Genomic DNA, 14,975 nt, shown 5'->3' with positions numbered 1-14,975 from the left:
ATGGCATATCGTATTATAATATAGATAAAAGGAGAGGATTTTATGAGTAATACTTTAGTTGAACGTCTACGTGAAAAAGAAGATAGAATGATTGAGATTAGAAGATATCTTCATCAACATCCTGAATTATCATTTAAAGAAGTAGAAACGCCTAAATATATCGCAGACTTTTACAAAGACAAAGATTGTAAAGTAGAAACGAATATAGGACAAAATGGTGTGAAAGTAACGATTGATAGTGGTAAGCCTGGTAAAACACTTGCGATTCGTGCTGATTTTGATGCGTTACCAATTAAAGAAGAAACTGGGTTACCATTCGCCTCTAAGAACGAAGGCGTTATGCATGCGTGTGGTCACGACGCACATACTGCATATATGTTAATTTTGGCTGAAACGCTTATCGAAATGAAAGACCAATTTAAAGGTAAAGTTGTTGTTATTCACCAACCAGCTGAAGAAATGCCTCCAGGTGGTGCACAAGGTATGATTAAAGATGGTGTCTTAGACGGCGTTGATCATGTATTAGGCGCACACGTGATGAGTACAATGGAAGCTGGAAAAGTCTTTTATAAAGAAGGATTTGTTCAAACAGGACGTGCGTATTTCAAACTTACTGTACACGGTAAAGGTGGTCATGGTTCATCACCTCACATGGCAAATGATGCGATTGTTGCGGGTGCTAACTTTGTGACAACAGCACAAACTGTGGTGTCTAGACGCTTAAGTCCGTTTGAAACAGGTGTTGTTACAATTGGTTCATTTGATGGTAAGGGTCAATTTAATGTTATTAAAGATAGTATTGAAATTGAAGGTGACGTGCGTTAACAGATGATACTAGAGATACAATTGAAAAAGAATTAACGCGTCTTGTTAAAGGATTAGAAAGTACATTCGGTGTGACATGCGATTTTGAATTTAATAAGGACTATCCTGCCTTATATAATGATCCGGAATTTACATCTTACGTTGCAGACACAATTAATAATGCAGAAGACAATGATATTAAAGGTGTTGAAGAATGTGAACCACAACCCCCTTCTGAAGACTTTGCATTTTATGCAGTAGAATTGCCAAGTACATTTATTTATTCAGGGGCAGCACCTGAAGATGGTGAAATTTATCCACATCATCATCCTAAATTTAATATTAGTGAATCTTCTATGTTAGTTGCAGCTGAAGCAGTAGGAACTGTCGTGCTCGATTACTTGAATTAAAGGAGTTTAATACAACTATGAATCAACAACAAGAATTTAAAGGTAATAATAGATTATTAATTGGTATCGTATTATCGGTATTAACATTTTGGTTATTTGCGACATCATTAGTTAACGTGATCCCGACATTGACACAAACCTTTCATAGTCGATTGGAGACAATCAGTATAGCCGTCAGCCTAACAGCACTCTTTTGTGGAATGTTTGTTGTAGGTGCTGGCGGTCTTGCTGATACATATGGACGCGTTAAATTAACGAATATCGGTTTATGGCTTCATATCGTAGGGTCATTACTTGTTATTGCAACATCTTTTGTTCCGTTGCTATTAATAGGAAGAGCGATTCAAGGTTTGTCAGCAGCAGCTATTATGCCGGCGACTTTGGCAATAGTTAAAACATATTATCACGGTAAAGATAGACAACGTGCATTGAGTTTTTGGTCCATAGGGTCTTGGGGCGGTTCAGGATTAGCCTCCATATTTGGTGGTGTAGTGACCACATTTTTAGGATGGAAATATATTTTTATATTTTCCATTATCGTAGCACTCACAGCGTTGTTTCTTATTAAAGGCACGCCTGAAACAACTGCACATCAAGGGAATGAGAAGAAACGCTTTGATGTTATAGGTGTAGGATTACTTGTTTTAATTATGCTAAGTATTAATATCATCATTACGCAAGGTTCGAAGATGGGATGGTTGTCTATATTTATCATATGCTTGATATGTTTTTGCATTATGATGGCCATTGTATTTTATTATTTTGAAAGAAAATACACGCATCCATTAATAGACTTTAATCTTTTTAATAATAGATTATATTCGGTTGCGACGTTAGCTAACTTTTTATTAAATACAGTGGCAGGTACACTCATTGTTGCAAATACGTTTGTACAACAAGGATTAGGCTTTTCTGCTTTTAAGGCAGGTATGTTATCAATCACATATTTAGTTGCTGTGCTTTCAATGATAAGAGTTGGCGAAATGCTATTAAGAAAAGTAGGGCCAAGACAACCCATGTTGCTTGGTACGTTTACAACCATGTTAGGCGTGTTACTCATGTCGATGACTATGCTCTCAGTTACAAGTTACATTGTAGCCTGTATATTAGGATATCTGTTATTTGGATTGGGATTAGGTTTGTTTGCAACGCCATCTACAGATACGGCTATTTCCAATTGTGCAGAATCTGAAGTCGGTGTGGCAGCAGGTATATATAAAATGTCATCATCATTAGGTGGCGCATTTGGTATTACTTTAGCTGGTACCATTTATAGTGTAACAGCAAGTACATCTTCTATTGCTACTGGTGCTATGATAAGCTTCTGGTTTAATGCTTTAATGGCATTAAGCTCATTTTTAGTTGTTTGTTTAGCTTTGCCAAAATTAACACATCGTTCAAAATAATATCACTTATGTTTATAGGCTTACATATGAGTTGGTATAATTTTGAAAAACTAAAAAATTTAATACTATTTGATTGATAGTGATGTTTTATGACGCATTTCGTGATAGTATAGTAGCAATAAGTAAGATGAGGTGATAACGTGACGTTTTATGAATTTATACAAGGGTTTACAGGGGACCAAACACCTCTAGGTGAACTTGCAGCATGGGTAGATAAAGATATACAGTTTCCCAAAGAAGAAAAGTTAGCTGACAATATATTATTATATTTTAATCAAGTATCTAATTTAGATGATGAAAAATTAGAAATAGTTAAAAGATCACTCTCATTATACGAACAAGCTGTATAAATAAATGTAAAAATGAACTAGGATGAAGGTATAACATGTTATTAAATGATTACTATAAAACATATAAAATGAACGAATCAGAAGATACATTTATGATTGAAAAAAATAATGATGCTCAGTATTATGACATCTTAGAATCGATCAATGAGCTATCAAATGATACATTTTGTGTGCTCAATCATTTATATGTCAATGAAGATAAAGAATCTCAATTTGAAGATAAATTTTTAGGACGTCAAAAGCATTTGCAAGATGTACCGGGATTTAAAGCGTTACGTTTTCTTAGACCTCAAGCGAAACATAAACATTATATTATAGTGACTTTATGGCAATCGAGACAAGCTTTTTACGATTGGCAAAAGTCATCAGCATACGCGCAAACACATCGTAAGCGTGGAACAAAACGTGGGGTAGATAACCTAATCGTAAATCGTGATTTATCATATAATATTAGAATAGAACTTGAAGATATGACCAATCAATTTCTAAATTACGAAGATATTTTTTAACATATATAAAGAAACGATACAGAAATTAATTCTGTATCGTTTTTTTGATAACTATGAAAGTCATAATAGTTTGGTCATCCGTCAATAAAGAGTAAAATATACCAATGTGATAATACATTTGATAAAATTAAAATGAATGACATGGAAAGGGAGTAAAAATATGCAAAAAACAGATTTACTTGCACCTGAAAAGTATAATATTACATCAGCAATAGAACAATATGCTACAGATGCAACTAAAAAAGCAATTATTTACAGAGATTCAGAACATGATCATATTGAAGTGACTTATCAAGAATTGATAAAAAATGCGAATAAAGTAGGTAATGTTTTCAAAAAGCATGGCTTGAAATATGGTGATAAAGTATTAATCATGATGCCTAGAGCTATAGCTACATATGAATTATATATTGCAGCATTAAAATTAGGTATTGCCATCATTCCAAGTTCTGAAATGTTACGTACCAAAGACTTACAATATCGAGTAAGCCATGGTGAAATTGATGCAGTAATTTCATTTGGGAAATTTATTAAGGAATTTGAAGGTTTAAAAGAATATCAAAACCTTACTAAATTTATTGTTGGTGATACACATCCAGATTGGATTTCAATTGAAGAAGAAAAAGCCAATGCAAGTGATGAATTAGAAGCGGCTGATACTTCTCGAGAAGATGTTGCTATTTTATCATACACGTCTGGTACTACTGGTAATCCCAAAGCCGTTACCCATACACATGGCTGGGGTTATGCTCATTTACAAATGGCGCCTAAACATTGGCTATGTATTAAAGAAGATGATCTTGTTTGGGCTACTGCAGCACCAGGTTGGCAAAAATGGGTATGGAGTCCATTCTTATCAAGTTTAGGTTCAGGGGCAACAGCGTTTGTATATAACGGTCGTTTTAAACCAGAAACATATTTAGAATTATTACAAGAATATCAAATCAATGTTTTATGTTGCACCCCAACTGAATATCGTATGATGGCCAAATTACAAAATCTAGATGATTATCATTTAGAACATCTGCATAGTGCGGTGTCAGCGGGTGAACCATTAAACAGAGAAGTCGTTGAACAATTTAAGAAGTATTTTAATATCACGGTGAGAGATGGGTATGGTCAAACAGAAAGCACATTATTAATTGGCTTCTTAAAAGACACAGCATCTCGTCCAGGTGCAATGGGTAAATCCATTCCAGGTAGTTACACAACCATTATTGATGATGATGGAAATGAAGTAGAACCAAACGTCAAAGGTAATATTGCTGTGCCATTAGACTTACCAGCACTATTTAAAGGTTATTTCAAAGAACCAGAACGCACTGCAGCTGCAAGATTAGGCGACTACTATGTGACAGGTGATTTAGCTCATCAAGATGAAGATGGTTATTTCTGGTTTGAAGGTCGTAAAGATGACATCATTATTAGTTCAGGTTATACGATTGGACCTTTTGAAGTTGAAGATGCACTAACTAATCACCCTGCTGTTAAAGAATGTGCGGTTGTTGCAAGTCCACATGAATTAAGAGGTAATATTGTTAAAGCATTTATCATTCTTCAAAATGGATACACAGGTGATGACGAGCTAATTAAAGAGCTTCAAACATTCACAAAAAATGAAGTAGCACCTTACAAATATCCACGTGCTATAGAATTTGTAGAAGATTTGCCAAAAACAAATTCAGGTAAAATTAGACGTGTGAAATTAAGAGACGCAGAAGTAGAAAAATATAATCAAGAACATGAATAAAATATAAAGTATAAAGAACCTGAGCATTGAATCTATGCTCAGGTTCTTTTTTAATTAGTATGACACATTGTTTGTGATTATATGGCTAAAATAACTATAGGTTTTTAGCACAAATATTTAGATAATTTGTGTCAAAAATAAAAACTATACGTAATCGTTTTCATATCATACTTGTATTTTTCTTTTTATTATGACATACTCAAAATTAATTAGTATGACATAATAAAAAGAGGTGCTTACTTATGACAAAATTGATTTATGCATTTGATGAAGGACAAAAATCGATGAAAGACTTACTAGGCGGAAAAGGTGCCAATTTATCAGAAATGAAACGATTGGGGTTACCTGTTCCGGACGGTTTTACAATTACTACAGAAGCTTGTATAGATTATTTAAAACAAGGTGAACGTTTATCTGACGATGTAAAGGCACAATTACATAAGCATTTAACAGCCTTTTCAAATAGAACAGGTAAATCTTTTTCATCACAGGATCACTTATTACTTGTATCAGTACGTAGTGGTGCGAAAATATCCATGCCAGGTATGATGGATACTATATTAAATTTAGGATTAAATGATGAGAATGTAGAAAAACTTGCTACTAAAACAAATGATGCTCGATTTGCGTATGATTGCTATCGTCGTCTATTACAAATGTTTGGCGATGTTGTTTATGGCGTAGCAATGACTCATTTTGATACATATTTTGAACAATATAAAAAAGAACATCAATATGACTCTGATGCTGATATTACTGCTGAAGGGTTAAAAGAAATTTGTGAACAATATAAAGATATTTATTTAGAACATGGTCACCAACCCTTTCCTCAAGATCCGCTTCAACAATTAGAAGAATCAATTGAAGCTGTATTTAAGTCTTGGGATAATGATCGTGCTCGTGTCTATAGAGATTTAAATGAGATTCCACATGATATTGGTACAGCTGTGAACATTCAGGAAATGGTGTTTGGTAATAGTGGTGAACGAAGTGGTACAGGCGTGGCATTTACTAGAAACCCTGTGACAGGAGAGAATCAATTGTTTGGAGAATATCTATTAAATGCTCAAGGTGAAGATGTCGTAGCAGGTATTCGTACACCAAAGGATATCGATACATTGAAGGAACAAATGCCAGACGTGCATCAACAATTTGTCAATGTGACGAAACAATTAGAAACGCATTATAAAGATTTACAAGACATTGAATTTACAATTGAAAATGGAAAACTGTATTTATTACAAACGCGTAATGGTAAGCGTACAGCACGAGCAGCTATTAAAGTAGCCGTTGATTTAGTTAACGAAGGACTCATCACTAAAGAAGAAGCTGTCACACAAGTTGATGTAAAATCAATTGAGACATTACTACATCCTAATTTTAAAGAAGAAGCATTAAAACAAGCGACGGTTATTTCGAAAATGGGGCTACCTGCAAGTCCAGGTGCAGCGACTGGAAAAGTTGTATTTTCAGCTGAAGAAGCTAAAGTTCAAGCAGAGAATGGTGACAGTGTTATTTTAATGAGACCTGAAACATCTCCGGAAGATATCGAAGGCATGGTGGCTAGTGAAGCTATCGTCACTACACATGGAGGAATGACATCACATGCTGCAGTTGTCGCTAGAGGGATGGGGAAATGTTGTGTGACAGGTTGTTCTGATGTCGAAATTGATACAGTAAACAAAACAGTATATTACCCTAATGGTGATATGTTACATGAAGGGGATATCATTTCAGTTGATGGTAGCGCTGGAGATTTATATCTTGGAGAAATTGAAACAGTTAGCGCTGAACATAGTGATGAGTTCGAACAATTTATGGAATGGTCAGAAGAGATTGCACGATTACAAGTACGCATGAATGCAGAAACACCACAAGATATACAAGCAGGTTATCAGTTTAATGCTAAAGGCATTGGCTTAGTGCGTACAGAGCATATGTTTTTCGGTGCGGAGCGCCTTGTGGAAATGCGTCGATTTATATTAGCTTCTAATTATGATGAACGTGTAGAAGCATTAAATAAAATCAAGACATATCAAATCGAAGACTTTGAAGCCATATTTAAATTGTCATCTGGGCGACCAACAATTGTCCGCCTATTAGATCCACCGTTACATGAGTTCTTACCATCAACAGAAGAAGATATTGCTATGGTTGCAGACCAATTAAATGTTTCTACAGCACATCTAAAACGAAGAATCAATGATTTGAATGAAGTTAACCCAATGTTAGGACATAGAGGATGTCGCTTAGCTATTACTTACCCTGAACTTTATGAAATGCAAGTTGAGGCAATCATGACTAGCGTGTTTAACCTTAAAAAAGAAGGTATGACATCTCAACCAGAAATTATGATTCCGCTTGTGTCTACAGTTGAAGAATTCACAACATTAAAAGCACAATTAGTATCAACTATTCAGGATTTAGAGAATGCTATGGAAGATAAAGTACATTATTTGATTGGCACTATGATAGAAACGCCAAGAGCATGTTTGATTGCAGACCAATTGGCACAACATTGTGACTTCTTTAGCTTTGGAACGAACGATTTGACGCAATTAACATATGGGTTCTCAAGAGATGATGCAGGCAAATTTATAAATGTGTATACTGAAAGTAATATATTACAGCTTGACCCTTTCCAAACGTTAGATCATGATGGCGTAGGTCAACTGATAGACATAGCGGTCACAAATGCTAAACGCGTTAATTCGTCTATTAAAATAGGTGTTTGTGGAGAATTAGGTGGAGATGCTAAATCAATACGTAGATTTAACCAATTGGACATTGATTATGTTTCATGTTCACCATTCCGTGTACCTGGAGCAATCCTAGCTACAGCTCAGAGTCAAGCTGAAGAAAGTGAGAGATAATGTGAAAGAACAACAAGCACAACAATTAACGATTTACATCGTTTCTGACTCTATAGGGGAAACAGCACAACGGATGATACATGCGACATTAACTCAATTTCCAGACTTAACCCAAATAGAAATTAAGAAGTTCCCATATATTAAAGATGAAAATGAATTTCTTAATGTATTAGAATTAGCACATGAAAAAAATGCGATAGTGGTTACAACACTGGTTAGTGAATCCTTCAATGCACTTGGTCATCAATATGCAAAGGAACATCAAATATCATATATAGATTATATGTCGGAATTAATTACGATGATCGAGCAACATACGCAATCTACACCGTTGATGGAAAGTGGCGCATTACGAAAAATGAACACAGAATATTTCAAACGTATAGAAGCCATAGAATATTCGGTGAAATACGATGATGGTAAACACTTCACTGATATTGGAGAAGCAGACGCCCTAATCGTTGGCGTATCTCGAACGTCTAAAACACCATTGAGTATGTACTTAGCCAATAAAGGCTATAAAATAGCGAATATACCATTAGTGCCAGAAGTGACGATTCCCGAAAGTGTTTTCCAACATAAAGGGTTAAAGGTATTCGGTTTAACAGCAAGTCCTAATTATATCGCTAATATTAGAAAAAATCGTGCCGAAGCGTTAGGTATTTCAAAATCGTCAACATACAATAGTTTAGATAGAATTAAGAAAGAATTATCCTATGCTGAAGAAATATTCAATAAATTAAATGCTACCGTTATTAATACAGAATATAAATCTATAGAAGAATCAGCATTTTATATCGAGAAATTTTTACAACAAAATGATTAAAGTATAATCAAATTAAATATTATTCCGCAGTGAATTAATGTGACATATATATAATTTCATGTATTTGTGGAAAAATATAATCACCTTCTAAATCAATTTCTATTATTATAAAGAATAATAATTTACTTTTATCAATGGTTGATTTAACATAAGAATAGAAGACTAGTTTACGAGATGAAATGTTAGAAAAATTGTATTAAATCCTGATTTAGTCAATAAAATGCAATTTTAGTGGACTGGTGTAAGTATTTATTTTGGAGAGGTGAACAACATGGCAAAGTCTGACAAAAAAGACGTAATTTTAATTGGTGCCGGTGTACTTAGTACAACTTTCGGATCAATGTTAAAAGAAATTGCGCCAGACTGGAATATTCATTTGTATGAACGCTTAGACCGTCCTGGTATTGAAAGTTCTAACGAACGTAACAATGCAGGTACAGGTCATGCTGCGCTTTGTGAATTGAACTATACTGTTCAACAACCTGATGGTTCAATTGATATCGAAAAAGCGAAAGAAATCAACGAACAGTTTGAGATTTCTAAACAATTTTGGGGTCATTTAGTTAAATCAGGAAATATTGAAGACCCACGCGCATTTATTAATCCATTACCTCATATTAGTTTTGTAAGAGGTAAAAATAACGTTAAATTCTTAAAAGATCGTTATGAAAAAATGAAAGCTTTCCCAATGTTCGATAATATCGAATACACTGAAGATATCGAAGTAATGAGAAAGTGGATTCCGTTAATGATGAAAGGTCGCCAAAATGATGGTGGCTACATGGCAGCAAGTAAAATTGATGAAGGTACAGATGTAAACTACGGTGAATTAACACGTAAGATGGCACAACACCTTCAAGAAACTGATAATGTAGAAGTAAAATATAATCATGAAGTGGTTGATTTTACACGTTTATCAAATGGTAAATGGTCAGTAAAAATTAAAAACCGTAACACAGGTGACGTGTTTGAACAAGAAACGGATTATGTATTTATTGGTGCTGGTGGTGGCGCAATTCCACTATTACAAAAAACAGGTATCCCTGAAAGTAAACATTTAGGTGGATTCCCAATCAGTGGACAATTCATTGCATGTACCAACCCAGAAGTAATCAAACAACACGATGCCAAAGTATATGGTAAAGAACCACCAGGCACACCACCAATGACTGTACCTCATTTAGATACACGTTATATTGATGGTGAAAGAACATTATTATTCGGACCATTTGCGAACGTAGGTCCTAAATTCCTTAAAAATGGTTCAAACTTAGATTTATTCAAATCTGTAAAACCATACAATATTACAACTCTACTTGCATCTGCAGTTAAAAACTTACCATTAATCAAATATTCATTTGACCAAGTGATTATGACTAAAGAAGGTTGTATGAATCATTTACGTACATTCTATCCAGAAGCACGTGATGAAGATTGGCAAGTTTATACAGCGGGTAAACGTGTACAAGTCATTAAAGATACAGAAGAACATGGTAAAGGTTACATTCAGTTTGGTACTGAAGTAGTAAACTCACAAGACCACTCAGTGATTGCATTATTAGGTGAATCACCAGGTGCTTCAACTTCAGTATCTGTAGCATTAGAAGTACTTGAGAAAAACTTCGCTGAATATGCTGATGAATGGAAACCATTAATTAAGAAAATGATTCCATCATATGGAGAATCATTAATTGAAGATGAACAATTAATGAGAAAAATCCGTAAACAAACTTCTAAAGACCTTAAATTAGGTTTCTATGGAGAAAAATAATTAAAAATTAACTCAACCAAAGCGTCAAAAACTTTGGTTGAGTTTTTTGTTTTATTAACTTTGAATTGGTACGAAAAATTTAGCGTTTTTAAAGTGATACACAATATTAGAATAGTCAAAAGGCATACCTTTATTAGTGTGGAATATGAGTTCATGTCTCATGCAAGGATCACCTTCATTTAATTCTAATAGCTGTGACTCATTTTTGTTAAGAAAATCCACATAAAAATATATGTCAGAAAATCCTATGTTGATATCTAATTGTTCTTGTATATGATTGAAAATGGATTGCGTAGCTATTTGTGTATCAAGTGTAGGAACAATTCGTTTATTAAAGTACGATGTTTCTATACATAGTAATTGATTATCTAAAAAGCGTAATCTTTTAATATAAATCACTTTTTCATTTTGATTTAATTTTAGATGTGCTCTTACTGCTTCATCTGGGATAAATTCATCAAATTCAACGACTAAACTACTTATATCATGATCTTGTAGATTATCAGAAAATCCTTTTGTTTTTAATAAATTAACGTAACCATCAATTCTTTTATTTCTAACATAGATACCACTACCACGAGCTTGAAATATAGTTCCTTCTTTTTCCAAAACCTCGAGCGCTTTTATGATAGTACTTTTACTTACCGCATAATTTGTTTTTAATTCTTCTACGCTAGGCAATTTATCACCGGCTTGATATTGTCCATTCTCAATAAACTTTTCAATATTATTAGCGATATGTTCGTATTTCAACATGATTTTAATTCTCCAATCTATAAACATACATATATTATAACAAAATAGAATTGTACCGGTATAATAGTGGTAATTTCATTTACAAATTGTACCGGTATAATTATAATGATAGTGAAAAGGCTTACAAAATATATGCCATTGGGAGGTAATGACATTGAGCGTCAAAAATAAAGAATTAGCTAAGGATATTTTAGATATTATCGGTGGGAATGAAAATGTTGTTAAAGCATCACATTGTGCTACAAGGCTAAGAATTGTATTAAAAAGATCTATACCTAATGCTAAGAAACAAGTATCGAATTTAGATGGCGTTGTAACTGTAGTTGAAAACAATGGTCAATTCCAAGTTGTCATTGGTAACGCAGTAGGTTCTGTATTCCAAGAGTTTGAAAAATTAATTGACCAAAATGAGGACTCTAATAATGATAGCCAAGAGCAAAAAGGGTCTATATTGAATAGAGTTATTGCTACGATGTCTGCTGTGTTCGCCCCTTTTATTTATGTTCTTGCAGCGGCAGGAATATTGCAGGGATTATTAATTATCATCAATTTGATAATGCCTAGCTTTAAAGAAACGGGGACTTTTGAAGTTTTCAACTTTATTTCATGGGCACCGTTTACCTTTTTACCTATTTTCATAGCTTTAACTGCGTCAAAACATTTTAATGTTAATACTTATATTGCAGTTGCATGTTGTGCAGCTCTGGTTAGTCCAGATTTAGCGGGAATAATAGAAAGAATAGGTAAAGGTGAAAGTTTTCATTTCTTAGGTTTACCCTTATCGGAAACGAGTTATGTTTCATCTGTTTTGCCACCACTATTATTAGTTTGGGCTTTATCATATGTTGAAAAGTATTTGAATAAATATATACCTGAAGTGGTTCGACAATTATTTGTACCATTTTTCAGTATTGTCATCATGGTACCGTTAACACTAATGGTAATAGGTCCATTAGCTTCAGGTGCAGCACATGGTATTGCAAATGGTTTTAATACATTGGTAGAGGTAGCGCCGTGGTTAGCAGGTATTTTAATTGGAGCATTTTGGCAAGTATTTGTTATTTTTGGTGTGCATTGGGGTGTTACACCAATGGTTCTTGCAAACTTTGAAGAATATAAAAGTGATGCATTTCAAGCCTTCCAAACTATCGCAGTTATCGCACAATTTGGAGCAGTATTGGGTGTCTTTTTCAAATCAAAAAATGCAGAAATTAAAAAAGTCTCCTTATCTGCTGGTATAACAGGTATATTTGGAATAACAGAACCTGCTATGTATGGAATTAACTTAAGATTTAAAAAGCCATTTATTATTGCATGTATTAGTGGTGGTATTGGTGCTTTAGTTGCGAGTTTCTTTAATCCTAAATACTATGCTTATGCAGGGTTGCCTGGGCCAATAACTATTGTTAATGGATATAGCGGCGATAATCCAACGTCAATATGGGGGATAGTAATTGGTTCTATTATAGCCATTGTTTTACCAATCATTTTAATACAAATTTTTGGTTATGGCGAAGACACAACAGATAAAGTTCAAGATGCAGATATAAATAACAATGTAACAGACGTTAATAATGATTTATTAGAAGAATATATTTTATCACCAGCAACTGGTTCAATAGTACCTTTGAAAGATGTCGAAGATCCAATCTTCTCTGAAGGAATGATGGGTAAAGGGGTAGCAATTCAACCGATTGAGGGTGAAATAAAATCGCCTGTTATCGGTAAAGTAAGTATGATTGCCCCGAGTAAACATGCTATAGGTATTACTTCTAATAATGGTATAGAAATATTAATCCATGTTGGTTTAGATACAGTGAATTTAAAGGGCAATGGATTCGAAGTATTAATAAGTGAAAATGACAATGTAGAAATTGGTCAAACATTACTTAGATTTAATCAGAGTGATATTGAAAAGCAAGGATATAACACTATTACACCAATTATTGTAACTAATAGTGATGATTTTGAAGAAATACTAATCGAAGATAGAAATGAAGTTACAGATAAAGATAATATAATGACAATTATTAAAAAATAAAGGAGAGAATGACAATGTCTAAATTACCTAATGATTTTTTATGGGGTGGCGCATTAGCGGCTAACCAATTTGAAGGTGGCTATGATCAAGGCGGAAAAGGGCTTAGTGTGATTGATGTGATGACAGCAGGTGAACACGGAAAAGCACGTGAAATCACACAAGAAGTAGAAGCAAACAAGTATTATCCTAACCACGAAGGTATTGACTTTTATCATCGTTATAAAGAAGATGTGAAATTATTTAGTGAAATGGGATTAAAATGTTTACGTACGTCTATTGCTTGGACACGTATTTTCCCTAATGGGGATGAAGAAGAACCTAACGAAGAAGGACTAAAATTTTATGGTGACTTATTTGATGAATTATTAAAATATGATATTCAACCAGTCATTACGCTATCGCATTTTGAAATGCCATTACACCTTGCTAGAGAATATGGTGGATTTAAAAATAGAAAAGTAGCAGATTTCTTCGCTCACTTTGCAGAAACAGTATTTCAACGTTATAAAGATAAAGTGAAATATTGGATGACATTCAATGAAATTAATAACCAGATGGATTTGAATAATCCTCTCTTTTTATGGACAAACTCTGGTGTGTTATTATCCGAAGAAGATAATAAAGAAGAGGTATTATATCAAGTCGCACATAATGAACTCATCGCAAGTGCCAAAGCTGTCAAAATTGGTAAAGACATTAATCCTGAATTTGAAATAGGCGCAATGATTTCACATGTACCTATTTATCCATATAGTTGTAATCCTAAAGATATGTTGGAAGCGGAAATTGCAGGTAGAATGCGTTTCTTCTTCCCAGATGTGCAAGTTAGAGGGTATTACCCAGGTTATGCTACGAAAATGTTTGAAAGAGAAAATATTAACATAGGTTGGCTTGAAGGAGACGACCAAATTTTACAAGAAGGTACAGTCGATTACATTGGATTTAGCTATTATATGTCTACAGTAGTTAAACATGATAGTAATAGTAGTGTAGAAGATAACGTTGTGAACGGTGGCTTACCTAATTCAGTTGAAAATCCTTATATTCAAACTAGTGATTGGGGTTGGGCAATTGATCCGGTAGGTTTAAGATTCACATTGAATGTATTATATAATCGTTATCAAATTCCATTGTTTATAGTCGAAAATGGCTTTGGTGCAGTTGATGAAATGGATGAAAAAGGAAATATACATGATGACTACCGTATTCAATATTTAAAAGAACATATTGAAGCCGCAATTGATGCAGTCGACCAGGATGGTGTTGACTTAATGGGTTATACACCTTGGGGTATTATAGATATTGTATCTTTCACTACTGGAGAAATGAAAAAACGATATGGTTTAATCCATGTTGATAGAGATAATAAAGGACAAGGTACACTCGAACGCACGAAAAAAGATTCTTTTGAATGGTATAGAAATGTGATTGAATCTAATGGAGAACGGTTATAAGAATATAAATAACGCATTATTAAAA

10 protein-coding genes and 1 pseudogene are annotated in these 14,975 nt (G+C 33.8%); 10 read left to right on the top strand and 1 reads right to left on the bottom strand.

Translation table 11 applies throughout. The annotated features are described in order from the left end of the window. Nucleotides 1–42: 42 nt before the first annotated feature. The 8 genes and pseudogenes from ACJQQZ_RS09815 (at nt 43) to lqo (ending at nt 10,699) form a co-directional block, all read left to right on the top strand. Nucleotides 43–1,214 (top strand): annotated as a pseudogene (locus ACJQQZ_RS09815) (M20 family metallopeptidase). A 17-nt stretch (nt 1,215–1,231) separates the two neighbouring features. After that, nucleotides 1,232–2,620: an MFS transporter gene (locus ACJQQZ_RS09810; RefSeq protein ID WP_145506352.1), complete on the top strand. Its 1,389-nt coding sequence runs from the start codon at nt 1,232–1,234 to the stop codon at nt 2,618–2,620. Nucleotides 2,621–2,760: 140 nt separating this feature from the next. Next, the gene (locus ACJQQZ_RS09805; protein WP_049423144.1) at nt 2,761–2,970 is read left to right on the top strand and encodes a sterile alpha motif-like domain-containing protein; all 210 of its coding nucleotides are present in this window, start codon (nt 2,761–2,763) and stop codon (nt 2,968–2,970) included. Between the two features lie 35 nt (nt 2,971–3,005). Then, a complete protein-coding gene (locus tag ACJQQZ_RS09800; RefSeq protein ID WP_002452088.1) occupies nt 3,006–3,479 on the top strand; it encodes an antibiotic biosynthesis monooxygenase family protein in 474 nt (157 codons plus the stop codon). Nucleotides 3,480–3,639: 160 nt separating this feature from the next. Then, entirely contained in the window at nt 3,640–5,229 is a 1,590-nt protein-coding gene (gene mbcS / locus ACJQQZ_RS09795; RefSeq protein WP_145506349.1) for an acyl-CoA synthetase MbcS, read from the top strand. Nucleotides 5,230–5,471: 242 nt separating this feature from the next. After that, complete coding sequence (ppdK, locus tag ACJQQZ_RS09790; RefSeq protein WP_145506346.1) at nt 5,472–8,102, top strand: pyruvate, phosphate dikinase; 2,631 nt, start codon at nt 5,472–5,474, stop codon at nt 8,100–8,102. 1 nt (nt 8,103) lies between these two features. Beyond that, nucleotides 8,104–8,928 (top strand): pyruvate, water dikinase regulatory protein, encoded by an 825-nt coding sequence (locus ACJQQZ_RS09785; RefSeq protein ID WP_145506343.1) that lies wholly within the window; start codon nt 8,104–8,106, stop codon nt 8,926–8,928. A 271-nt stretch (nt 8,929–9,199) separates the two neighbouring features. Further along, on the top strand, nt 9,200–10,699 hold the full coding sequence (gene lqo / locus ACJQQZ_RS09780; protein ID WP_015364658.1) for an L-lactate dehydrogenase (quinone): 1,500 nt from the start codon (nt 9,200–9,202) through the stop codon (nt 10,697–10,699). Nucleotides 10,700–10,753: 54 nt separating this feature from the next. On the opposite strand, the gene ACJQQZ_RS09775 is transcribed toward lqo, so the two are convergent. After that, nucleotides 10,754–11,455 (bottom strand): GntR family transcriptional regulator, encoded by a 702-nt coding sequence (locus tag ACJQQZ_RS09775; RefSeq protein WP_002451230.1) that lies wholly within the window; start codon nt 11,453–11,455, stop codon nt 10,754–10,756. Nucleotides 11,456–11,609: 154 nt separating this feature from the next. Here ACJQQZ_RS09775 and ACJQQZ_RS09770 point away from each other — a divergent pair, with 154 nt between their 5' ends. Further along, a complete protein-coding gene (locus ACJQQZ_RS09770) occupies nt 11,610–13,496 on the top strand; it encodes a beta-glucoside-specific PTS transporter subunit IIABC (RefSeq protein ID WP_242244655.1) in 1,887 nt (628 codons plus the stop codon). A 14-nt stretch (nt 13,497–13,510) separates the two neighbouring features. Beyond that, nucleotides 13,511–14,950, top strand: coding sequence for a 6-phospho-beta-glucosidase (locus ACJQQZ_RS09765; protein ID WP_145506336.1), 1,440 nt, complete (start codon nt 13,511–13,513; stop codon nt 14,948–14,950). Nucleotides 14,951–14,975: the final 25 nt, after the last annotated feature.

It is taken from the genome of Staphylococcus sp. KUGN1 (assembly GCF_045984185.1).
GTDB lineage: Bacteria > Bacillota > Bacilli > Staphylococcales > Staphylococcaceae > Staphylococcus > Staphylococcus warneri_A.
The sequence above is the reverse complement of the archived record's forward strand: the minus strand, read 5'-3'. Positions and strand labels throughout refer to the sequence as shown.